Raw genomic sequence first — 21,190 nt, 5'->3', positions numbered from 1 at the left:
TAGCACATTTTGACAGTGTGGCTAATTTGAAACAGTAAAGGGCGGCCCGGGGGCCGCCCCTTGTATTTCGAAGGTTTCAGGTCGAGTGCGGGACCCGGATCACCTCATGTCCTTTCTCTTCCGGGTGGTGTCTTCCCGCGTGGTCTCAGGGCTCCGGCCCGTGTGGTCGGTGCCGTACCTGTTACCCGGTTGTCGTGGGCGTTACAGTGGCCTGGGCTGGCAGAGGTAACCTTCCTCATCAGCCTTCGAGCCGCACTTGTTGCAGACGAACTTGGGTTTGGCCGAATGCTGGTCGATCTCCTCCATGCGCCCTTCGGCTTTCAACTGGCACATATGCGCCTTGTGCCCCTCGGGCATCGGGCAGCTTTTCAATTCGCTCATCGCCTTCTCCTTCTCATGTGAAATCCGGACTGTCTTATCATAGCAGATTTCGCGGATTTGCGCGGCCAGGCCAAAAGCTTTCACCGCAGAGGCGCACGGAGGAACACAGAGGAAACCTGAGGATGGGGCGGACGGGCAGGTCAAAGGGGTCACAGGTCAAAGGGGGCAGGCACCATTTAATGTGAAGCAGGACGAACGGTCACGGTCGTTGCTCGGCCAGGTAGGCGAGCTCACGAGGGTGAAAAGCCTCCGGCTAGGGGGATAGGCACCTGCGGGGCCAGTCCCCCTCCCCTCCGGTGGTTCGGTTTGCCTCTCATTATAGCCGGGCTTTTGGGGAGGTATCCCCTTTATCCCATTCATCCCTGTTGGTTCACGGTTTCCGGTATACGCGGATCGCGGTTTACATATGCCCCTGGATTGCTATATTAATGAGTATCACTGTCTGACGCAAAGGAGCGCCATCTGATGCAGAAAACCATGCACGCACTGGTGAAGAAATATTCCAAACCGGGATTGTGGCTGGACGAGGTCCCGGTTCCCGAGGTCGGGATCAACGACGTACTCATAAAGGTGCACAAGACCGCCATCTGCGGTACCGACCTGCACATCTGGGACTGGAACGCCTGGGCCCAGAAAACCATCCCGGTCCCCATGGTGGTGGGACACGAGTTCGTAGGGACCGTGGCCGCCATCGGCAGCAACGTCTACGACCTGAATATCGGCGACGTGGTCTCCGGCGAAGGGCACATCGTCTGTGGGCGCTGCCGCAACTGCCTGGCCGGCCGGCGCCACCTCTGCAAGGACACCACCGGCGTCGGCGTAAATCGCACCGGCGCCTTCGCCGAATACATCTGCATCCCGGTCACCAACGTCTGGCATGCCGATCCCAGCATCCCGATGGACATCCTGAGCATCTTCGACCCGTTCGGCAATGCGACCCACACCACCCTCGCCTTTCCCGTGCTCGGGGAGGACGTGCTGATCACCGGCGCCGGTCCCATCGGCATCATGGCAACCGCCATCGCCCGGCACGCCGGAGCGCGCTACATCGTCACCACCGACCTGAACCCCTACCGGCTGGAACTCGCCAAAAAGATGGGGGCGACCGTGGCGCTCAACGTGAAAGAGCGCTCGCTTGCCGACGTGCGCAAGGAACTGGGGATGAAGGAAGGCTTCGACGTGGGGTTGGAGATGTCCGGTAACGGCACCGCCTTCAAGGAGATGCTGGCCAACATGTGCCACGGCGGCAAGATCGCCATGCTGGGAATCCCGGACCAGGAGCTCGCCATCGACTGGAACCAGGTGATCTTCAACATGCTGACCGTGAAGGGGATCTACGGGCGGGAGATGTACGAGACCTGGTACCTGATGCAGTCGCTCATCAAGATCGGCCTGGACCTGAACCCGATCATCACCCACCGGATGCACTACACGGAGTTCGAGAAGGGATTCGAGGCGATGGCGTCGGGGAACTCCGGCAAGGTCATCCTGAACTGGGTTTAAAGCAACCACCGGGTTTGCACGGAGCCACCAAGCACCCGGAGAAAATCTTTTGCATGGCGCAGACTGACGCCACAGCGCTGAAACAAAACGACCGTTTCTCTCTTCTGTTCGGCCTTTTCCGTTAACGTGACAGGCCGAACAGATGGCGGTGTTTTCCTTTTCTTTTAGGGAAAAGGCTAGGTGCGCATGACTTGAATTTCTCCGTGTTCTTGGTGGCTCCGTGGCTAACATGCTTTTTTAAGGAGTGCCGCAATGGCTGACAAATTTTCCTGGATTTCCGAAGAGTTCGCGACCCTCGAGAAGCAGGGGCTGCGCACAGCCATCCGCACCATCGGATCCGCCTGCGGAGCCTGGATGGTCGTGGACGGCAAGAAGGTCCTCAATTTTTGCACCAACAACTACCTGGGGCTCGCCAATCACCCGCGCCTCAAGGCCTCGGCCCAACAGGCGGTCGGGGTCTGGGGTGTTGGCCCGGCCGCAGTACGCTCCATCGCCGGGACCCTGGAACTGCACCGCCAACTGGAGGAGCGCCTGGCCAGCTTCAAGGGGGTCGAAGACGCGCTCTACGTCCAGTCTGGCTTCTGCGCCAACCAGGCCGCCATCCCCGCCATGGTCGGCAAGGGCGACGTCATCTTCACTGACCGCCTGAACCACGCCAGCATCATCGACGGCTGCCGGCTCTCCTCGGCCACCATCATGGTCTACGAGCACTGCGACGTGGCCGACGCCGAGCGGGTGATCACGGAGAACATCGGAAAGTTCCGCCGCGCACTCCTGATCACCGACGGTGTCTTCTCGATGGACGGCGACGTGGCCCCCTTGGACAAAATATTCGAACTCTGTGAGCGCCACGGCATCATGACCATGGTGGACGACGCCCACGGTGAAGGTGTCCTGGGGCACGGCGGGCGCGGCATCGTGGACCACTTCGGCCTGAACGGCAAGTTCGACCTCGAGATCGGCACCCTCTCCAAGGCCTTCGGCGTCATGGGAGGGGTCATTGCCGGTCGCAAGCTGGTCGTCGACTGGATCCGCCAGAAGGCACGCCCCTTCCTGTTCTCCAGCGCGGTCACTGCCGCCGACACCGCCGCCTGCCTGGCCGCCGTCGATATCCTGGAGGAGAGCACCGAACTGGTCAACAAGCTCTGGGAAAACACCCGCTACTTCAAGGAGCGGATGCGCCAGGCTGGCTTCGATACCGGGGCCAGCATCACGCCGATCACGCCGATCATGCTGGGAGACGCCACGCTCGCCCAGCAGTTCTCGCGCCGGCTCTTCGAGTCCACCCCGGGCGTTTTTGCGATGCCCATCGGCTTCCCCACAGTGCCGCAGGGAAAGGCGCGCATCCGCGTCATGATCAGCGCCGCGCACTCGCGTGAGGACCTGGACACCGGGCTCGAGGTGTTCACCACGGTCGGGAAGGAACTCGGGGTGATCAGGTAGATGACCTCCCTCATTCGCAAGCGCCCCTGGGACCTCCCCCTCCCTTGACGGGAGAGGGTCGGGGGGTGGGTGAAGCCGGAAGCTCTGAGGAGGTGGCAGCTTCCCCCTCACCCTGTCCCTCTCCCGCAGGGGGAGAGGGGACGCGGCGTTAGTCGCAGGTACTAAGTGCACCTACGTACCAGCAGAAAAGGCGGCCCTTTTGGGGGCCGCCTTTTTGCGTTGCTGCTGTCGAAGCTATGGATTCCCGCTGTAGAAGCCTCCTACAGCTCACCTTCTTACGCTATCTCTCTCAAGCCTTGAGCGTCCGAGGGTTGCACAGGCTCGCGGGATCGTTGGACTTCGCCCGACACTTGTTGCAGTACACGATCGGCTTCACCGAAAGTGCCTCGACCTCTTCCAACTTCCCGTCCTTACTCAGTTTGCAAAGCTTGTGCTTCACCGGCGTTGCGCCGTGTCCCTTATCGGCCATCCAAGGCTCCTTTTTTACTGTAGTTCAGCAGGCTACCGGTACCTGCGTCGGACCATTCTATCCGCAACGGGAGATTTTTCGAAGGGAAAACCTTACCGGCCGGCGTAGAGCGCCGCGGTGACCACCAAGGGAAAAAGGTTTAAGCTGGCAAAGAGCACCGGCTCGAGCTTTCTGAACCCTGCGAGCAGCAGCGGCGCAAAGAAGACGAGACACCAGGGAGCTGCGGCACGGCTGATCACCCCGAAGGCGGGGAGCATCAGCGCACTGGCGATCATGGCCACCACCCAGAGCTGGAAAAAGGGCGCCGCCCCGCTCGCTTTGGCCGGGGGGGCAAAGAGCGGGAAGCCGGCGCGCCGGTAATCGTCGGCGTGGCGGCGCTGCAAGAGCCAGAAGTGGGGTATTTGCCACAGGTAGAGCACACCGGCAAGCAGGATGATCCGGAAATCGCTGAGGCTGCCGCCGGCAGCGCTCCAGCCGATAACCGGAGTGACGGCGCCGCACAGGGCGCCGAGCATGAGGGCGAAGGGGGTACGTCGCTTGAGCGGGGTGTAGACGGCCAGGTACCAGGCGAGCGTCCCCCACCCCAAAAGGGCTGCGAGCGCGCCGCCCGCCGCGAAAAGGAGGAGCGAGCCGGCCACCAGGCACCAAAGCCCCATGAGCAGGACCAGAAGCGGCGTGAGCTCGCCCGTGGGGAGCGGCCGCAGCCGGGTGCGCTGCATCAGCGCGTCGAGGTCGCGCTCCAGGAGCTGGTTCAGCGCCGACCCGGCACCGGCCAAGAGCGCCACGCCGCCCCCCAGGGCAACGAGCTCCCCGGTTTCCGCGCTCCCCGGAAAGAGCAGCGAGCCGCCCACTGCGGCTACCCCGTTCATCAGGGCGAGCCGCAGCCGCAACAGTCGGCTCAGGGTCCCTATCACTTGAGCTCCTTGATGAACTGCACCAGCGCCGACACCTCGTCCGGCGAGAGATCGTCCTCCACCGGCATGATCGGCTGGTAGCCGTCCACCACCGCAGCGGCAGGCTTCAGGATCGACTCCTTCAGGTAGGGCTCATCGATGGTCACCATCTCCGGCTTGCCGTTACGCACCACCTTCACCTTGGTGCCGAAGATCGCCCTGAAGCTGGGACCGACCCCCTTGGAGCCATCGAGCGAGTGGCAGGCGAGGCACCCCTTGTCCTTGGCGAGCTTGGCGCCGTCCAGTTTGGCAGCGCCGGCTTGGCCGCCGGTCTTGAAGTAGTCGATGATGAGCCTGATCTCCTCCTCGGTGAGCACTCCGGCGAAAGCCGGCATCACCGGCGGGTACTTTTCCACCACGTCGGCGTTGGGCTCCACGATGGAGCGCTTCAGGTAGGCCTCGTCGGCGATGATCTCGTGCTCCTTGCCGGCGGTCTTCACCTCGGTCTTCCTGCCCCAGATCCCCTGGAAGGTCGGTCCCACCTTCTGCGAGCCGTCCAGCGAGTGGCACCCCAGGCAGCCGTGCTTCTCCAGAAGCGCCAAAGCCGGGTGCTGTGCGCCGGTCGACTTGGTCTCCTTGAGCCAGGCCTCGAACTGTTCGGGAGGAACCGCCTCGATGGTGGCGATCATCGCAGCGTGGCTCGTGCCGCAGTACTGCGAGCAGAAGATGTCGTAGGAGCCGGGCTTCGAGGCCACGAACCAGACGTGGTTCTTCATGCCCGGCACCACGTCGCGCTTGACGCGGAAGGCGGGCACGTAGAAGCCGTGCAGCACGTCCTTGGACTCGAGCGCCACCTGGACCGGTTTCCCCACCGGGACGTAGAGTTTCGGGCTGTTTTTGCCGTTTTGGTACAGGAAGTTCCAGGACCACATGCGCCCGACCGCCGTCACCTGCAGGGCGCCGGGCGGCACGTTGCGCAGGGTCAGGTAGCTCGCCCAGCCGTAGTAGAACATGGCCAGCACCAAAAGGGTCGGGAAGGCGGTCCAGATCACCTCGAGCCAGAGGCTGCCGTCCACCTGGGAGGTCGGCTCCGGGGCACGGCTTCGGTGGTAGCGTACCACGAAGACCACCATCGCCACGGTGATGCCGATGAGCAGCACCAGGCAGGAGCCCAGGATGAACATGAAGACCGGGTCGATCGCTTCAGTTGTCGTCATCAGATGCTTTTCCACGGTGGCCCCTTTAGCGGTAGAGTACGTCGAAGAAGGTAAACCCGATGAATATCGCCAGGGTAACCAATGCCACGAGCAGGATGATGCGGAACAGGCGCGCCTCGTACTTCATATGCATGAAGACGGCGATCACCAGCGCCGACTTGACCGAGGCGACCGCCAGCGCCGCCCAGACTTTAAGCGCCCCGAGTTCCGCCCGGGTGATGGCCACGGTAATCACCGTGAGGACCAGCAGGGCGGCCCAGACACTCACCAGGGTTTTGTAGCTTACGATATGTTCCGCGTGTTCTGCGCTTTCATGACTCATAGGGATGCTCCTTGACCACTGCCTGAGGTTTCTCGTTGTGCTCGTCGTGCACTGGTACCGCTTTTTCGGCGCACGGTTTCTTGCCGGCAGCTCTTTCTAGAGAATCAGGTAGTAGAGCGGGAAGATGAAGATCCAGACCAGGTCAACCAGGTGCCAGTACAGGGTGCCGTTCTCCAGGGTGACGTTGTCGCCTGCGTGGATCCGGCCGCTTTGCACCTTGCTGCCGATCCAGGCCAAGAGCGCGCCGCCGATCAGCACGTGGATGCCGTGCAGACCTGTGGTGATGTAGTACAGGCTGAAGAAGACCGACTCCCCCGGAGGGCCCGCGGTCAGTTTCGGCGAGCCCGGGTAGATGCCGTGGTGGAACTTGGCGGTCCACTCGAAGTACTTGATCACCATGAAGGTGGCGGCGCAGGCGAGCGTCGCCACCAGAAGCGACAGGGTGGTCTTCTTCTCGCCGCGCTTGATCGAAGTGACCGCCATGGCGGCGAAGAGGCTCGAGGTCAAGAGCACCACGGTGTTGGTGGCGCCGAACACCACGTTCAACTCCTTGCCGGCCAGGGTGAATTCGTGCGGGTAGCGGCTCAGGTAAACCGAGTAGAGGATGAAGAGCCCGCCGAAGAGGAGCAGTTCCGTGAAGAGGAAGAGCCACATCCCCAGCTTGGCGCCGACGTTGTCCTTGTGCTCATGGCTCATGGCTTGACGACCCCCTTGAAGTCATAAGGTCCGCGCGTCACCACCGGGTCCTCCTCGAAGTTCTCGGTGGGGGGCGGGGTGGCGATCTGCCACTCCAGGGTGGCCCCGCCCCAGGGGTTTTCGCCGATCGGCTCGCCGCTTTTGAGTCCCTTGACCAGGTTCACCAGCATGACGATGAGCCCCACGGCCAGGATCCAGCTCCCGACAGTGGCCACGAAGTTCAACGGCGCGAACTCGGGGAGGTAATCGTAGTAACGCCGGGGCATCCCGTGCATCCCCAGCACCTGCATGGTCCAGTAGAGGATGTTGAAGCCCACGAACATGAGCGCCCACCCTACGATGGCCGGTTTTTCCTTGTAGCGGCGCCCGAAGAACTTGGGGAGCCAGTAATGGGCGGCGGCGAAGAAGGCAAAACCGGTGCCGCCGAACATCACGTAGTGGAAGTGCCCCACCACGAAATGGGTGTCGTGCACGTGGATGTCGGTGGCCGCAGCGCCCAGGATCAGCCCGGAAAGCCCGCCGATGGAGAAGAGCAGCACGAAGGAGAGCGCGAAGAGCATGGGCGCCTCGAGCGAGATGGACCCCTTGTACAGCGTGGAAACCCAGTTGAAGACCTTGATGGCCGACGGGATCGCCACGATGAAGGTGAGAAACGAGAAGACCATGATGGCGGTGTCGCTCATCCCGGAGGTGTACATGTGGTGCCCCCAGACCAGGGAGCCTGCCGCCGCGATGCCGATACTGGAGGCGGCGATCATCTTGTAGCCGAAGATCGGCTTTCGGGAGAAAACCGGGATGATGTCCGAGATGACCCCCATGGCGGGGAGGATCATGATGTAGACCGCCGGGTGCGAGTAGATCCAGAAGAGGTGCTGGAACATGATGGGGTCGCCGCCGCGCCCCGGATCGAAGAGCCCCGCGCCCAGGACGCGCTCGGCGATCACCAGGACGAGCGTGATGGCGATGATCGGGGTGGCCAGGATCTGCACCCAGGCCGTCGCGTAGAGCGACCAGGTGAAGAGCGGCAGCCGCCCCCAGCTCATCCCCTCGGCGCGCAGCCGGTGGATGGTGGTCACGAAGTTCACCCCGGTGAGGATGGAGGAGAAGCCCAGGATGAAGACCCCGAAGACCGCGAGGGACACGTTGGTGCCGGTTCTGGCCGAGAAGGGGACGTAGAAGGTCCAGCCGGTGTCCGGGGCCCCGCCGCCGGTGAAGAGCGAGGTGAGCACCACCACCGCCCCGATCGCGTAGAGCCACCAGGAGAAGAGGTTGAGCCTCGGGAAGGCGACGTCGCGGGCGCCGATCTGGATCGGCATCACCAGGTTACCGAAGGAGGCCGGGATCCCCGGGATGATGAACAAGAAGATCATCACCACGCCGTGCACCGTGAAGAGCGCGTTGTAGGTCGGCGCGTCCACGATGGTCTTGCCGGGCGCCATCAGCTCGAGCCGGATCAGCAGCCCCAGGATGACGCCGACCAGGAAGAAGCCGGTCACCGAGTAGAGGTAGAGCAGTCCGATCCTCTTGTGGTCGGTGGAGAAGATCCAGGAGCCTATGCCGGTTTTGCCGGTGTCGCCCCAGAACCCTGCCGCGATGGGTTGCCTACTTTCTGCCGAACTCATTTGTCCCCCAAAGGATGTTGTTTGCCTTTTCTGCCCGTGAGCACCAGGAATAAAAAGAACCCGCCGCAGCACAGGATCACCACCGTGGCGCTCACCCGCAGCAGGTTGAACTCGTAGCTTTTACTGTTGGGATCGAAGCTGAAGCAGTAGTCCACCACCTTGCGGATGGTGGTCCCCACCTTCCCTTCCCGCGCCTCTAAAAGTGCGAGGGTCAGGTCCTTGGAGAGAAAATTCGTGCCGTAGAGGTAGCGCACGATCATGCCGTCGCCTGCCACCACGAAGCTCGCCACCGGGTGCAGGAAGTCCCGTCCCTTACGCTGGAAGCGGTACCCGGCCGCGTCGGCGAATCTCTTGATGTTCTGCGCGTCGCCGGTGAGAAACTTCCACCCCCCCGGCGGGAAGTTGACCCTGAGGGCGCTTAAGTACATACGCTGGTAGCGGGCGGCGAGCTCCGGGGTCTCGGTCTCGTCGATACTCACCGAGATGACCCGGTACTCCTTGCCCGGCTCGCGCTTCACTTCGGGGAGCGCACGCGCCAGCCCCCCCTGCAGGTAGTTGCAGACGTTGGAACAGCCGTAGTAGACCGGCAGGACGATGGTCGGCCCGGTGATCAGCTCGCGCAGCCGGACCTCTTTGCCCGTTTCGTCCCGGAACACCAGGTCGAGAGGGAGCCGGGCACCCAGGCGCTCGTCGAGCCCCACCTTGGTCGCCGTCTCGCCGCCGTCGGGACTGGGCTGGGAAGTGGCCGGTGCCGCGGCACACAGGGATGCCCAGCAGGCGGCCAGCACCAGGAAGAGGCCGGTGCGCCGCACCATACGTTTCAGCCGGTGTCGTGAGGTTGGAATTGTCATGAGAGGAACTCGCACAAGTCACTCATTATAATAGAAAGCTCGCAACTGTCCATCATTTGAACACCTTTTTCCCTACCAACAGGCCCCAAGGAATTTCTATCATTAGCTATCGGAGTTCCCGCCGGCATCTTGAGTCCTTTTTCAGTGCATCTTGGTCTGCCACCGCACTTTTCCCGCCCCGTTCCCCCGCAACCCCGCGAACTGGCGGCTCCGCTACCAGGCCCTGCTCTTTTCGTTACCAGCTCCTTAACGTGAGCACATATTTCCTTCCTGGCGATCAGTCCACTGTTTCAACTAAAGCAGTCGTTTAGCACTGCCGATAGGAGCTGTCGTGGAGTGAATACACTAACGGGTTTCATTGTAGTTTATTTTCCTTCACCAACCTCTCCAGCCTCTTACCTCCCCGTCATCTAAGTTCCGGCTGGCGTCGATAACCACAGCCTCTCAGCTGTTTTGACAGTAGGGGGCAACCATCGCTAAGGAGAACACCTATGAGAAAGCTGATTGCTGCAGTACTGGTCTCTTTGATCACCCTGACATGTGTCTCCCCCTGCCTCGCCGACTCACCTGACCAAGCCATACGCCTGGTTAAGAAAGCGGCCGCATTCTACAAGGAGCAGGGGCTGGAAAAGGCGCTCGAAGAGTTCAGCAACCCGAAGGGGCAGTTCAAGGAGGGCGAGGTCTACATCTTCGCCTACGACCTGACAGGCACCATGCTGGCTCACCCCAACCCCGCCCTGATCGGTCAAAACCTGACCGATGTGCCTGATGCCAATGGCAAACTGTTCCGCAAGGAGTTTGTCACGGTGGCGATGACCAAGGGGAGCGGCTGGGTCGACTACAAGTACCAGAACCCGAAGACCAAGCAGATGGAGCAGAAGACTACCTACGTGGAGAAGGTCGAGGACATCATCATCTGCTGCGGGATCTTCAAGTAGGCAAAGCCGTCTCACGGACGCGAACCCCGGCCGGGGCTCAGGCGAGTCCAGGCCGCTCTCTTATCCGGCAGGCGCTTTCGGCGCCTGCTTACCACGGTGACGCAATGACCATCAAAACCAAGCTTGTCGTCAGCTCCGCCATCACCATTGCCGGCCTCGTGCTGGTGGTTGCCCTCAGCATCTACGCGATCGGCAGCATCCGCAGCGGGATCGCCTCGCTTACCGCAAAATCGACCCCGCTGCAGATCCGGACCACCGAATTGCAGAAGGCGATCGAAGGGCTGTCGGGCAACCTGCTGCAACTCGGCGTTGCCGCCGATGCCCAGGAAGTCAAGCGGCTCTCCACCGCCATCGACCAGCAGCGGGATGCCATCGAGCGGACCAGCCAGGAGATCGTCCGGCTCGATGCCGGCAGCGGCAGGGTCGACCTGGCCAGCTTCAAGGAACTGCACGAGACGGTGCTCAAGGCGGTCGAGGGGCGCCTGGCCGGAATTGCCCTCTTCAAACAGGAGACCGGGCGGGTGGACGGGGCCCTCAGCCAAGTCGAGCAGTCCCTGGAGAGGATGCGACGCGAGATGGAGGGGCTCACCAGCCAGGGGCGCGGCAAGGTGACCGGCGCGGTCAAATCCTCTTCCCAGCTCTTCGCTGCCAGCAACACCGTGAAGGAGATGATGCTCAACCTGCGCGAGATCCAGATCACCGTCGACGACCTGGAGCTCGCCAAGACCAAGACCGAGGTGATCGCCCTCAAGCAGAAGATCAAGAACCTGAACCAGGCCATGCAGGGGTTTCCGGTCGATGAACCCGGGGTGCGCGAGGTTAAGGGGAGCGTTGCGGGGATCTACGACAAGTTCGTGCGGGCGGGCGACGGCCTGGTGGCGCTCAAGATGGAGCTCCTCTCCGGCAAGGGGAGCGATACCCGGTTTCACGAGTTAAAGCGCCCCATCCTCAACACCCTGACCGAGCTCCACTTCAAGTTGAGCACCATCATCAGCACCATGGAAAACCGGGTCAACAAGAACAGAGGCGAGGTGGAAAGCGCCCTGGGGACCCAAGGGAGGGTTGGCGGCATCAGCGCCGCCGCCAACAGCATCACCATCGACATGAAGTCGCTGGACAGCAAGGTACGCGTGCTGATGCTCTCGGATTCGGTGCCGAGCTACCAGAAGACGGTCGCCGAAATCAGGGGGGTGCTCACCCGGCTGAACCGCTCCCTTTCCGTTGTGCAGCGTGACATAGGCTCCCTGCAGCAACCCCGGCTCGGCCAGGAACTCAGGAGCGCCGCTGGCGCCCTGGGCGAGGCAGGCACCGCCATCGAGCGGATCATCGAGACCCAGAAACGGATCCTGGAGAACAACGACCGGGTCGCCAAGACGGTGCAGACGGTGAAAACGGTGACGCTCAAGGAGGTGCAGTCCGGAGAAAGCCGGGTGAAGGAGACTGCCTCGCGCCAGGAGAGCATGGTGAGCGACATCAACACCCGGGTTGGCTACCTGTCCTCGCTCATACTGGTGATCTCGCTCGCGGTCGCCCTGATCTCGCTGGTCAGTTCCTGGCTCACCATCCGCCGGGTCAGCGTCTCGATGCGCACCATGAACCGGATGCTCGAAGACATCGCGCAGGGCGAAGGTGACCTCACCAAACGCCTGGACGACTCGGCACGCGACGAGTTCGGCGAGGCGGCGCGCTGGTTCAACCTGTTCCTGGGGAAGCTGAACAAGATCATCCAGCAGGTGGCACACAACTCGGCCCAGGTCGCCACGGCAACGCTGCAGCTCTCCGCCACCTCGCAGGAGATGGCGGGCGGCTCGCGCAGCGCCGCAGGACAGGCCGAGACCGTCGCCGTCGCCAGCGAGCAGATGGCCGCCACCTCCGAAGCGATCGCCACGAGCTGCCAGCAGGCCTCGACGAGCGCCCAGTCGGCCAACGAGGTGGCCGGCTGCGGCGCCCAGGCGGTCCTCGAGACGGTCACCGTGATGGGGCGCATCAGCGAGCAGGTGAAGGCCTCGGCGCTCACGGTGGACAGCCTGGGGAGCCGCGGCGAGCAGATCGGCACCATCGTGGGGACCATCAAGGAGATCGCCGACCAGACGAACCTCCTGGCCCTGAACGCGGCCATCGAGGCGGCCCGGGCCGGCGAGACCGGACGCGGCTTCGCGGTCGTGGCGGACGAGGTACGCTCGCTGGCCGAGCGGACTTCCGAGGCCACCCAGGAGATCAGCGCACTCATCAAGGGGATCCAGGAGGAGACCAGCCGGGCCGTCGCCACCATGGAACAGGGGGTGCGCGAGGTTGAGCAGGGAACCCAGCAGGCAGCCCGATCCGGGAACGCCCTGGATGCGATCCAGGACCAGATCAGCGCGGTATTCCAGCAGGTGAACCAGATCGCCACCGCCGCCGAGCAGCAGACCGCCACCACGCGCGAAATCAACGGGAAGATGCAGCAGATCACCGAGGTGATCCACACCACCGCCAACGGTGCCCAGGACTCGGCGGCTGCAGCCACGAACCTGGCCCGCTATGCCGAGGATCTGCAGGCACTGGTGCGCCAGTTCAGGCTGAGCTGACCTCTTAAGCCAGTACGGCAGCAGCGAGGGCCACCTCCTCTTGGGGGTGGCCCTCTTTTTTTTTCTGTCTCCCCGAGGTGACGTACAAAATCTTTCGCTGCGGTCTTGACTTCTTCAACAAATAAATTAGAATGCGCAAATAAGTTTTCTCATAACTAACCTGCGAAGATATCCGGTCAATGCGTAAAGCGTGGAGGACTGCTATGAAACACCTGCCTGAAAAAGTGGTGATGGCTGCGATCATTCTCTCCTGCGGATTTTTTGCCCACACCGACCCTTCCGCTGGCGAGCACAAGGCGAAGCGCACCGGCTCCGGCAAGCTGGCTGCCAAACGTCAGGAACTGTACCCAAGCGTACAGGGGGCCCGTCCCGAGCACACCTTGGCCCGGGAACTGGCCGCGCGGCTCGAGGCCCCCTGACGCGGCACCCTTGCCCAAGCTGCGCTGCAACACAAAAAAGCCCCCCCTGCCTTCTCACGAAGCAGGGGGGGCTTTTCGCTGCCTATTTGGAAACTTTTGGGGAAGGTACCTAGGGGCGAATGATTATTCGCCCCTACCATGTCTGAAATACCCCACGCCTTAGCTGGGATGAACTTTTTTTCGGGTGGGGGGCGCGATGGTGTCCGGTTAGAGCTGCTCGCCGCGCCGGATGGTCCAGAAGTCGTCGGCCAGGTTGCGGTCCTGCAGGTAGGCGTAGGGGATCGTGAAGTACCCCTTCATCCCCCAGCCGGTACCCCAGGAGTTCCTGATGGTAAAGCGTTTGTTGGCGTCGTCGTAGCCGACCGCCAGTACCGCGTGGCCACCCAGCTGCTTTTCGCCTTTCTCGGGGAGATTGACCACACCGGTCTTGGCTACCTGCGGTGATTCGAAACTCTCGTACACCGCGAAGCCGAAAACGAAAGGGAACCCTTCGGCCAGGGTGGCGCGCATCTCGTCGATGGTGTTGAGGCGGGCGTAGGAGAGGATCTGGTAGTTGAGCGCCTCCTGGTAGCACCCCTTGGGGGGCTTCTTGGTGAAGTTGGCGATGCTGTAGGGCCAGTTGGTCTCCGAGCAGACCCCTTGCTTGGCGAGCGTCTTGATCCCGTCGCGCAGCATGGCCCCCGAATCGGAATTCACGCTCCCCTCGATGACCCGCTCGTTGTAGTAGACGAAGAGCCGGCTCAGGTTCACGAAGCGTTGCACCTTGTCCTTCAGCTCCAGGTATTCCAGCGCCCCCACCAGGGCATTCGCGGTGCAGCTCCCCAATTGCCCCTGGTCCTCGATGGGGGATAGGTGGGGTCTGAGGTCCACGAAACCGGGAAGTGAGGCAGGTATCGGGCGTACGGCGCCATACATCTTGTCCCGGAAGTCGGGGAGGTCCGGAACCCAGCCGTAGCGCGACAGCTTGCGTACGGCTGGGGTTGCTTGCTGCTGGGGTGTCGGGATGGCCATGGGTTTCTCCTTTCCTGGTAGCGATTAATGTATTAACGATTGCCAATGATACCGGCGAGCGCAGACATTGCAACGCGCGCAATCCTCAGGTTCCCTGCAAGCGCAGCGAACCAGCCGGCCGGCACCACCTCAATAACCTGTTCTCCTCACAGCATTTTTCTGCTACATTCGGACGATACCACTTCCCGCGAGGTACGCATGTCCGAGAAAACCGCACTCCTTTTGCTGCAGATGGGTGGCCCCGACTCCATCGCCGCCGTGGAACCGTTTCTTATGAACCTGTTCACCGACCGCGATATCATTAAAATCGGGCCCTCCTTCCTGCAGCCCTTCATCGCGCGGCGCATCGTGAAGAAGCGCGCGCCCAAGGTGGCGGAACACTACCGCGAGATCGGCGGCAAGTCCCCGATTCGCGAGCTGACCGACGCCCAGGGGCAGGGGCTCCAGGCGCTTTTGGGCGACGACTACCGCTACTTCGTGGCGATGCGCTACTCGCGCCCTTCGACCCTGGAGGCACTGGCCGCCATCAGGAAGGAGGGGATCCAGAAGATCGTAGCGGTGTCGCTCTACCCGCACTACTCGAAGGCCACCACCGGCTCGAGTCTGAACGAGCTGAACCGGGTGCTCAAGCAGGCGGGGCACCGCTTCGAGGTGAGTTTTATCGACCGCTTCTACGACCATCCCATCTACATCCAGGCGCTCACCGAGAAGGTCCGCGAGGGGCTCGCCCAGTTCCCGGATCCGGCCAAGGCCCAGATCCTTTTCTCGGCGCACTCCCTGCCGCAGTCCTTCATCGACGAGGGGGACCCCTACCTGGAGCACATCCAGACCACGGTGCGCCTGGTCATGGAACAGCTGGGCGACGCGAGCCCGCACCACCTCTGCTTCCAGTCCAAGGCGAGCCCGGTGAAGTGGCTGGAGCCCTCCACCGAGGCGACCCTGAAGCGCCTGGCCGGCGAGGGGAAGAAAGAAATCCTCATGGTGCCGCTCTCCTTCGTCTCCGACCACATCGAGACCCTGCACGAGATCGACATCCAGTACGCCGAGGAGGCCAAGAGCCTGGGGATCGAGCGCTTCGTGCGCTCGCCGTCGCTCAACTCCTCGCCCTTGTTCCTCGAATGCCTGGCCGACCTGGTGCGCCGCCACGCCGCGTCATGAAAACCTGCAGCATCTGCAAGGCGGAATTCGACGAGAACGCACCGCGCTCGCTCTACGGCGAGGCGGGGGAGTGGCTCGCCGAGGAGCTCTGGAAGGACGCCGGAGAGCTCTGCCAGAGCTGCCTGGAGAACCGGGCCCGGCTCTCCATGATGTACAACCACGAGTTCAATACCTAGAGGCGAACCTTTTATGCAGACCATCACCTTAGACGGCATCGCGCTCACCCTGGCGAACCCCATCGAGCTGCCGCTTAACTGGGTGGGCGACGAGGAGATCCTCAGGCAGCTTCTGGCGGCCTGGATGGTGATCGACGAGCGCGACCTCCCCTTCAACCCGCGCCTGATCGGCAAACCGGGGGTCGGCAAGACGACCCTGGGCTACGCGGCCGCAAAGCGACTCGGGCGCCCGGTCTACCTCTTCCAGGCCACCATGGACACCCGCCCCGAAGACCTGATCATCACCCCCGTGATCGGCCCGACCGGCGCCATCCAGTACGCCGCCTCCTCACTGGTCTCCGCCATGCTCCAGGGGGGTGTGCTCATCCTCGACGAGGGGAACCGGATGAGCGAGAAGGCCTGGGCCTCCCTCGCGCCGCTTCTCGACGACAGGCGCTACGTGGAATCGATCATCACCGGCCTGCGGGTGAAGGCGCACCCCGACTTCCGCATCGTGGTCACCATGAACGAGGACTCCTCCACCTTCGAGGTCCCCGAGTACATCCACTCCCGGCTGCAGCCCCAGCTCTACATCGACTTCCCGCAGGCCGACGAGGAGCTCGCCATCCTGAAGGAGAACCTCCCCTTCGCGAGCAGCGCGATCCTTTCCTACGTGGTGGAGTTCCTGCAGCGCGGCCACGCCGCCGACGAGCCCTACTCGGTGCGCGACGGGATCAACATCGCCCGCTACGCATTGAAGATGATGACTGCGACCCTCAAGGACCCGCGCGAACTCCTGCCGCTGGCGGTCTCCCGCATACTGGGCGACGAGGCGCTCCGCTATCTCAAGTGATCCGGAGCGCGTGATGCCCGAGCTCTTGTACCTGGAAACCTTCGGGCCGGTCCACGCCCTCCCCGTCCTGCACTACCGCATGGAGTTCGCCCACCTGGTGCGCGAGGCGGTTCAGGCGCTTAAGCCCGACTGCATCGCCCTGGAACTCCCCAGCACCCTGGAGGCTCCCTTTCAGCGCGCCGTGCGGCGCCTCCCCGAGATCTCGGTACTCTCCTACCCCACCCAGGAGCAGAGCGTCTACCTGATCGTCGAGCCTGCCGATCCGCTGGTGGAGGGGGCACGCCTGGCGCTCGAGCTTAACATCCCCCTCTTCCTGGTCGACGCGGACCTGGACGCCTACCCGGCCCACGACGAGCCGCTCCCCGACCCCTACGCCGTCCAGCGCATCGGGCTGGAGCCCTTCTACCGCGAGGTGGCCGCAAGCTACCGGGTGATCCCCCCGGCGGCTGAGGACCTGCGCCGGGAAAAGGCCATGGCCTACCGGCTCCAGCAGCTCTCCCGGGAGCACTCCCGGATCCTCTTCATCTGCGGTATGGCCCACCTGGAGCGGATCCGCGGATTCTACGCAAGCCCCCTGGCCCAGCCCCTGGTGCGGGCCCGGCGCGCCGGGGTGGAGGTCGCCAACCTGCACCCGGAATGCTGCCAGGAGGTGCTCGCCGAGTACCCCTTCCTGAGCGCGCTCTACGAGACGCGGCGTACCCCCCTGCCACCGGAGCCGGCGCAGGGCGGCCCCTCGCTGCGCAAGAGCTTCCACGCCTTCGAGCTCCTCAGCGGCGGCAAGCGTAAGATCCGCGAGGAGACGGTGCTCGCCGAATCGGTCCAGCGCAGCGCGCGGCGCCTGGGGCCCGAGGGGGAGTTGCCCGACCGGCAGAAGATCATGCTGCGGCTCTTCCTGGAGTCCGCGCGCCACTACCGCCAGGAGACCGGCGACCGGGTGCAGCACTGGCAGAAGCGCGCCTTCTTCCGCTTTGCCCGCAACTACGCACTGGTGACGCGCCGGCTGCTCCCCGACCTGTTCCAGATGCTTGCCGCGGCCCGCAGCTGCCTGGACGACAACTTCGCCTATGCCTTCTTCCGGTTGGCCGCGCACTACCCCTGGCAGCGTGAGTCGAGCGACCTCCCGACGCTGAGGCTCTCCGCCGCCGACCTCTGGTCCGCCACCCGGCGTATCCGCTTCCGCCCCAGGGAGCCGCAACGCACCAAGGGACGCTCCCTGGTGAAGATGCTGAACAGGAAAAAGGAGCGTGCCCCCGGCGAATGGCTGGAGGGGTTCGACGATCCCTCGATCTGCTCCTATCCCCCGGAAGACCTGGCGATCGAGGAGTACGGGCGCGACCTGAAGCGCAGGGGGGTCGTCCAGTTAAGCGAAGAGCAGGGGCGCAGCGAGCCGTTCTCCACCTCGATGCTGGACGGCATCGACATGCGCGAGACGCTCAGGAACCTGCACGAGGGGAAGATCTACGTCCGGGAGAACCGGCGCCTGCGCGGCGGGATCGGCTGCATCGTGGTGGTCTTCGACGAGGACGCCGGCGGCGAGCGCTTCCCCTACTGCATGACCTGGCTCGGCGAGCACCAGCAGGAATCGGACATGGCGTTTTTCGCCACCCCCCCGACGGACCACATCGTCGGCCCGGGGATCTCGCGCTGCGAGTACGGCGGATTCCTGCTCAGCTACCCGCCGCGCCGCCTGTACGACGTCTGGAGCGATCCCGACTACCGGGGCGACTTCACCAAGGCCGAGGTGCTCCTCCTGGCGGCGCTTGACTACTCGCTGGAAAAGGACGTGGTCTACGTCGCGGCGCACCCGCCCAGGAGCTACCTGAAGCAGTACGCCGGGCGGATCGGCAAGCGGATCGTCTACCTGCCGCTGGGGAGCCTCTCCCCGGTGCGGCTCAAGAAGCTGCGCGTGTTCCACGTGCTGTTCGGCAAGGACAAGCGGGAGCTCGCCAAGGACTATATCTGGTAATTTACTGGCCCGATTTCGGGCGTATCGAGGAGGGAGTACATGACGCAGGGGATTCTCGCGCCCGAAGGGTGGAGCGAGCGGATTGGCAGGCACATCGTGGCGCTCGAGGGGGTGCGCCATCCGTTGGCGGCACCGGAGGCCCTGGAGCGGGCGGCCGACTACGCGGCCCGTGAACTTACCGCCCTGGGGTACCAGGTGAGCGAGCAGCTCTTCCCGGCCCACGACCGGATGTTCCGCAACATCGTTGCTACCTTGCCGGGGATCGGGTGTCCCGAGGAGCGGGTCCTCGTGGTGGCGCACTACGACACCGTGGCGAACTCCCCCGGTGCCGACGACAACGCCTCGGGGACGGCCGGCCTGCTGGAGATCGCCCGCCGGCTGGCCGGAGCGAGCTTTGAGCGTACCCTGCAGTTCGTCGCGGTCTGCCTCGAGGAGAACCAGATCACCGGCAACCGCGAAACCGGGCTCATGGGGAGTAAGGCGCTGGCCGAGCTGGCCGTGGGCGAAGCGTGGCAGATAGCGGGGGTGCTGGTGCTGGAATCGATCGGCTATGCGGGCCCCGGCCTGGTGCAGCAGGCGCCCCCGGGATTGCCGGTCCAGGTCTCCGAGGTGGGGGATTTCATCGCGGTGGTGGCCAACGAGCGCTCGCGTGAACTCGCCGAGACCTACGTTGCCGCGGCACAGGCACCCGGAATCGAGCTCCCCTACCTGTTGATGGTGGTCCCCGGCAACGGAGAGCCGTTCCCGGATACCCGGCGCTCCGACCATTCCCCCTTCTGGGATCGCGGCTACCCGGCCCTCATGCTCACCGATACCACCAATTTCCGCAGTCCCCACTACCACGAGCCGAGCGACACGCTGGAGACCCTGAACCTCGATTTCGCGGCGCAGGTCTGTCGCGCCGCAACCGGCGCCGTGCTGGACCTGGCCCGGCTGAGGCCCTAGCGCAACGCGGGAAGCCTTGCGCGGTACCAACAGTTCAGCCTTCCTTTCCACCAAAAGACATCCCAGGTGGAGGGGAAGGCTGAACGTTTCTGCGACGCTGCTTAGGGCCTAGAGATGGATGCCGCCCGAGGCCTCGATGCGCTGGCCGTTGATCCACCGGCAGTCGTCGGACAAGAGGGCCGCAACCGCCGCGCCGATGTCGTCCGGGAGCCCCACCCTCCCCAGCGCGGTCTGCGCCGCGATGCCGGCGTTCACTTCCGGGTTGTCACGCACCACGCCACCGCCGAAATCGGTCTCGATGGCGCCGGGGGCAAGCGAGTTCACTGTGATCTGCCGCTCGCCCAGTTCCACGGCCATGTAGCGGCTCAGGGCGTCCATGGCCGCCTTCAAAGAGCCGTAAGCCGAGTAGCCGGGGAGTGAGAAGCGGGCCAGCCCCGAGGAGATGTTCACGATGCTGCCGCCGTTTTTCATGATGGGCAGCAATTTCTGGGAGAGGAAAAAGGCGGCCTTCAGGTGCACGTTCACCAACTGGTCGAACTGCTCCTCGCTGGTCTCCATGAACCGCGACCAGACGCCGAAACCGGCGTTGTTGACCAGGTAGTCGAAATCATCCCGCTGCCAGGTCTCCGCCAGGACTTTTTTGACCTGCCCGGCGAAAGCGGGGTAGAGCGCGTGCTGTGCCACGTCGAGCTGCAGGGCCACCGCCTTGCACCCGACCCCCTCGATCTGTCGCACCGTGTCCTGCGCCTCGGCCTCCCGGCTGTGGTAGGTGAGGATGACGTCGACCCCCTTTTGGGCGAGATGCAGGGCGATGTTGCGGCCCAGGCCGCGGCTGCCGCCGGTTATCAGTGCTATCTTCATGTGCTCCTCCTTGAGGGCGGGCTCGCCGGCTTAAGCGCCGGGGCGCCCGTTACTATACCAACGCTTCCGTCGGCGTCAAAACCCGTGTGCCCCAAACGCAAAAAGCCCCCGTGTGGTACGGGGGCTTCGGGTTCACTTGCGCCGCCCGTCAATGTGACTTGACGGGCTACAGACTGCAACCTTCCTTGCAGTGCGAAACAGGACGAATACGGAATCTAGCGGTCCACATCGGCGTAATCTCCTTTCGTAAGGTGGCGTTGGATGGACTTTACCTTTTCCGGTGCTGCTCGTCAAGCAAAAAAGATAAAGCAGGTCCTATTTGACGCCACCTGTTACATTTACATCTTATCACAGACAGTTAGCTGATCACCAGTGCAGGATAGGAGGTGCCAGATGGCACAAGAGATCGAGCGGAAGTTCCTGGTAAAGGACGATTCCTGGCGGGCCGCCGCAGACCAGGGGACCGCGTACCGGCAGGGGTACCTGAGCACCGAGCGGGGTCGCGTGGTCCGGGTCCGCGTGAAAGGGACCCAGGGGGTGCTCACCATCAAAGGTGAGCGGCAGGGGATTTCGGCGCCGGAATTCGAGTACCCGATCCCGCTCGCCGACGCCGAGAAGCTCTTCAAGCTCTGCCTGCGTCCCCTGATCGAGAAGGTGCGCTACGAGGTGCCCCACGCGGGGCTCACCTGGGAGATCGATGTCTTCTCCGGTGAGAACGAGGGGCTGGTCCTGGCCGAGGTCGAGCTCGACTCCGAGGACCAGCAGGTGGAACTCCCTTCCTGGGCCGGCCCCGAGGTGAGCGACGATGGGCGCTACTCGAACGCCAGCCTGGTCAGCTCCCCCTACCGGAACTGGTAGTAACGGTTTTTTCCATCCTGAGGTCGCGTGGAGCCCAATATGCCCGCGTCTCCCGCGGCAAC

21 protein-coding genes are annotated in these 21,190 nt (G+C 63.4%); 11 read left to right on the top strand and 10 right to left on the bottom strand.

Translation table 11 applies throughout. The features are described 5' to 3' along the window. Positions 1–201: 201 nt before the first annotated feature. Entirely contained in the window at positions 202–381 is a 180-nt protein-coding gene (locus H7688_RS05920; protein ID WP_183360140.1) for a hypothetical protein, read from the bottom strand. Positions 382–846: 465 nt separating this feature from the next. Between H7688_RS05920 and tdh the strand changes: the two genes are divergently transcribed. Together tdh and H7688_RS05910 are read left to right on the top strand one after the other, a co-directional pair. After that, positions 847–1,884 carry an L-threonine 3-dehydrogenase gene (tdh, locus tag H7688_RS05915; RefSeq protein ID WP_183360139.1) on the top strand — a complete coding sequence of 346 codons (1,038 nt, stop codon included), beginning with the start codon at positions 847–849 and terminating at the stop codon, positions 1,882–1,884. A gap of 252 nt (positions 1,885–2,136) precedes the next feature. After that, positions 2,137–3,327, top strand: coding sequence for a glycine C-acetyltransferase (locus H7688_RS05910; protein ID WP_183360138.1), 1,191 nt, complete (start codon positions 2,137–2,139; stop codon positions 3,325–3,327). 289 nt (positions 3,328–3,616) lie between these two features. On the opposite strand, the gene H7688_RS05905 is transcribed toward H7688_RS05910, so the two are convergent. The 7 genes from H7688_RS05905 to H7688_RS05875 form a co-directional block, all read right to left on the bottom strand. After that, positions 3,617–3,796, bottom strand: a complete 180-nt coding sequence (locus tag H7688_RS05905) for a hypothetical protein (protein WP_183360137.1) — start codon at positions 3,794–3,796, stop codon at positions 3,617–3,619. A gap of 92 nt (positions 3,797–3,888) precedes the next feature. Then, on the bottom strand, positions 3,889–4,710 hold the full coding sequence (locus tag H7688_RS05900) for a protoheme IX farnesyltransferase (protein WP_183360136.1): 822 nt from the start codon (positions 4,708–4,710) through the stop codon (positions 3,889–3,891). Next, complete coding sequence (gene coxB / locus H7688_RS05895) at positions 4,707–5,906, bottom strand: cytochrome c oxidase subunit II (protein ID WP_183360135.1); 1,200 nt, start codon at positions 5,904–5,906, stop codon at positions 4,707–4,709. The genes H7688_RS05900 and coxB overlap by 4 nt, the downstream gene beginning before the upstream one ends. Positions 5,907–5,931: 25 nt before the next feature. Continuing rightward, positions 5,932–6,228, bottom strand: a complete 297-nt coding sequence (locus H7688_RS05890) for a cytochrome C oxidase subunit IV family protein (protein WP_183360134.1) — start codon at positions 6,226–6,228, stop codon at positions 5,932–5,934. Between the two features lie 96 nt (positions 6,229–6,324). Next, positions 6,325–6,924 carry a cytochrome c oxidase subunit 3 family protein gene (locus tag H7688_RS05885; protein WP_183360133.1) on the bottom strand — a complete coding sequence of 200 codons (600 nt, stop codon included), beginning with the start codon at positions 6,922–6,924 and terminating at the stop codon, positions 6,325–6,327. Then, positions 6,921–8,546 carry a cytochrome c oxidase subunit I gene (ctaD, locus tag H7688_RS05880; RefSeq protein WP_183360132.1) on the bottom strand — a complete coding sequence of 542 codons (1,626 nt, stop codon included), beginning with the start codon at positions 8,544–8,546 and terminating at the stop codon, positions 6,921–6,923. The genes H7688_RS05885 and ctaD overlap by 4 nt, the downstream gene beginning before the upstream one ends. After that, the gene (locus H7688_RS05875; protein WP_246329720.1) at positions 8,543–9,397 is read right to left on the bottom strand and encodes an SCO family protein; all 855 of its coding nucleotides are present in this window, start codon (positions 9,395–9,397) and stop codon (positions 8,543–8,545) included. The genes ctaD and H7688_RS05875 overlap by 4 nt, the downstream gene beginning before the upstream one ends. A gap of 491 nt (positions 9,398–9,888) precedes the next feature. Here H7688_RS05875 and H7688_RS05870 point away from each other — a divergent pair, with 491 nt between their 5' ends. From H7688_RS05870 to H7688_RS05860, 3 genes are all read left to right on the top strand, one after another. After that, on the top strand, positions 9,889–10,335 hold the full coding sequence (locus H7688_RS05870; protein WP_183360131.1) for a cache domain-containing protein: 447 nt from the start codon (positions 9,889–9,891) through the stop codon (positions 10,333–10,335). 104 nt (positions 10,336–10,439) lie between these two features. Beyond that, on the top strand, positions 10,440–12,902 hold the full coding sequence (locus H7688_RS05865; protein ID WP_183360130.1) for a methyl-accepting chemotaxis protein: 2,463 nt from the start codon (positions 10,440–10,442) through the stop codon (positions 12,900–12,902). Between the two features lie 203 nt (positions 12,903–13,105). Further along, positions 13,106–13,321 (top strand): hypothetical protein, encoded by a 216-nt coding sequence (locus tag H7688_RS05860; protein ID WP_183360129.1) that lies wholly within the window; start codon positions 13,106–13,108, stop codon positions 13,319–13,321. A gap of 207 nt (positions 13,322–13,528) precedes the next feature. On the opposite strand, the gene H7688_RS05855 is transcribed toward H7688_RS05860, so the two are convergent. Next, positions 13,529–14,332 (bottom strand): C1 family peptidase, encoded by an 804-nt coding sequence (locus tag H7688_RS05855; protein WP_183360128.1) that lies wholly within the window; start codon positions 14,330–14,332, stop codon positions 13,529–13,531. A gap of 198 nt (positions 14,333–14,530) precedes the next feature. Between H7688_RS05855 and hemH the strand changes: the two genes are divergently transcribed. Genes hemH through H7688_RS05830 form a run of 5 tightly spaced genes read left to right on the top strand, consistent with a single transcriptional unit; the run spans position 14,531 to position 19,409 of the window. Next, the gene (gene hemH, locus H7688_RS05850) at positions 14,531–15,490 is read left to right on the top strand and encodes a ferrochelatase (protein WP_183360127.1); all 960 of its coding nucleotides are present in this window, start codon (positions 14,531–14,533) and stop codon (positions 15,488–15,490) included. Continuing rightward, positions 15,487–15,666 (top strand): hypothetical protein, encoded by a 180-nt coding sequence (locus H7688_RS05845; protein WP_183360126.1) that lies wholly within the window; start codon positions 15,487–15,489, stop codon positions 15,664–15,666. Before hemH ends, H7688_RS05845 begins: the two co-directional genes overlap by 4 nt. A 13-nt stretch (positions 15,667–15,679) precedes the next feature. Then, positions 15,680–16,498 (top strand): AAA family ATPase, encoded by an 819-nt coding sequence (locus H7688_RS05840; RefSeq protein ID WP_183360125.1) that lies wholly within the window; start codon positions 15,680–15,682, stop codon positions 16,496–16,498. A 13-nt stretch (positions 16,499–16,511) separates the two neighbouring features. Then, positions 16,512–18,464: a TraB/GumN family protein gene (locus H7688_RS05835; RefSeq protein ID WP_183360124.1), complete on the top strand. Its 1,953-nt coding sequence runs from the start codon at positions 16,512–16,514 to the stop codon at positions 18,462–18,464. Between the two features lie 39 nt (positions 18,465–18,503). Then, the gene (locus tag H7688_RS05830) at positions 18,504–19,409 is read left to right on the top strand and encodes a M28 family peptidase (RefSeq protein ID WP_183360123.1); all 906 of its coding nucleotides are present in this window, start codon (positions 18,504–18,506) and stop codon (positions 19,407–19,409) included. Between the two features lie 108 nt (positions 19,410–19,517). Here the strand turns inward: H7688_RS05830 and H7688_RS05825 are convergent, their stop codons facing one another. Next, positions 19,518–20,270 carry an SDR family NAD(P)-dependent oxidoreductase gene (locus H7688_RS05825; RefSeq protein WP_183360122.1) on the bottom strand — a complete coding sequence of 251 codons (753 nt, stop codon included), beginning with the start codon at positions 20,268–20,270 and terminating at the stop codon, positions 19,518–19,520. A gap of 393 nt (positions 20,271–20,663) precedes the next feature. Here H7688_RS05825 and H7688_RS05820 point away from each other — a divergent pair, with 393 nt between their 5' ends. Continuing rightward, entirely contained in the window at positions 20,664–21,128 is a 465-nt protein-coding gene (locus tag H7688_RS05820) for a CYTH domain-containing protein (RefSeq protein WP_183360121.1), read from the top strand. The last annotated feature ends 62 nt before the right edge of the window (positions 21,129–21,190 follow it).

Source organism: Geomonas limicola, from assembly GCF_014193675.1.
GTDB classification, from domain to species: Bacteria; Desulfobacterota; Desulfuromonadia; order Geobacterales; family Geobacteraceae; genus Geomonas; species Geomonas limicola.
The sequence above is the reverse complement of the archived record's forward strand: the minus strand, read 5'-3'. Positions and strand labels throughout refer to the sequence as shown.

Coding starts and splice junctions, on each gene's coding strand:
- H7688_RS05920 (WP_183360140.1), bottom strand. CDS start 381: ATGAGCGAATTGAAAAGCTGCCCGATGCCCGAGGGGCACAAGGCGCAT.
- tdh (WP_183360139.1), top strand. CDS start 847: ATGCAGAAAACCATGCACGCACTGGTGAAGAAATATTCCAAACCGGGA.
- H7688_RS05910 (WP_183360138.1), top strand. CDS start 2,137: ATGGCTGACAAATTTTCCTGGATTTCCGAAGAGTTCGCGACCCTCGAG.
- H7688_RS05905 (WP_183360137.1), bottom strand. CDS start 3,796: ATGGCCGATAAGGGACACGGCGCAACGCCGGTGAAGCACAAGCTTTGC.
- coxB (WP_183360135.1), bottom strand. CDS start 5,906: ATGACGACAACTGAAGCGATCGACCCGGTCTTCATGTTCATCCTGGGC.
- H7688_RS05890 (WP_183360134.1), bottom strand. CDS start 6,228: ATGAGTCATGAAAGCGCAGAACACGCGGAACATATCGTAAGCTACAAA.
- H7688_RS05885 (WP_183360133.1), bottom strand. CDS start 6,924: ATGAGCCATGAGCACAAGGACAACGTCGGCGCCAAGCTGGGGATGTGG.
- ctaD (WP_183360132.1), bottom strand. CDS start 8,546: ATGAGTTCGGCAGAAAGTAGGCAACCCATCGCGGCAGGGTTCTGGGGC.
- H7688_RS05875 (WP_246329720.1), bottom strand. CDS start 9,397: ATGACAATTCCAACCTCACGACACCGGCTGAAACGTATGGTGCGGCGC.
- H7688_RS05870 (WP_183360131.1), top strand. CDS start 9,889: ATGAGAAAGCTGATTGCTGCAGTACTGGTCTCTTTGATCACCCTGACA.
- H7688_RS05865 (WP_183360130.1), top strand. CDS start 10,440: ATGACCATCAAAACCAAGCTTGTCGTCAGCTCCGCCATCACCATTGCC.
- H7688_RS05860 (WP_183360129.1), top strand. CDS start 13,106: ATGAAACACCTGCCTGAAAAAGTGGTGATGGCTGCGATCATTCTCTCC.
- H7688_RS05855 (WP_183360128.1), bottom strand. CDS start 14,332: ATGGCCATCCCGACACCCCAGCAGCAAGCAACCCCAGCCGTACGCAAG.
- hemH (WP_183360127.1), top strand. CDS start 14,531: ATGTCCGAGAAAACCGCACTCCTTTTGCTGCAGATGGGTGGCCCCGAC.
- H7688_RS05845 (WP_183360126.1), top strand. CDS start 15,487: ATGAAAACCTGCAGCATCTGCAAGGCGGAATTCGACGAGAACGCACCG.
- H7688_RS05840 (WP_183360125.1), top strand. CDS start 15,680: ATGCAGACCATCACCTTAGACGGCATCGCGCTCACCCTGGCGAACCCC.
- H7688_RS05835 (WP_183360124.1), top strand. CDS start 16,512: ATGCCCGAGCTCTTGTACCTGGAAACCTTCGGGCCGGTCCACGCCCTC.
- H7688_RS05830 (WP_183360123.1), top strand. CDS start 18,504: ATGACGCAGGGGATTCTCGCGCCCGAAGGGTGGAGCGAGCGGATTGGC.
- H7688_RS05825 (WP_183360122.1), bottom strand. CDS start 20,270: ATGAAGATAGCACTGATAACCGGCGGCAGCCGCGGCCTGGGCCGCAAC.
- H7688_RS05820 (WP_183360121.1), top strand. CDS start 20,664: ATGGCACAAGAGATCGAGCGGAAGTTCCTGGTAAAGGACGATTCCTGG.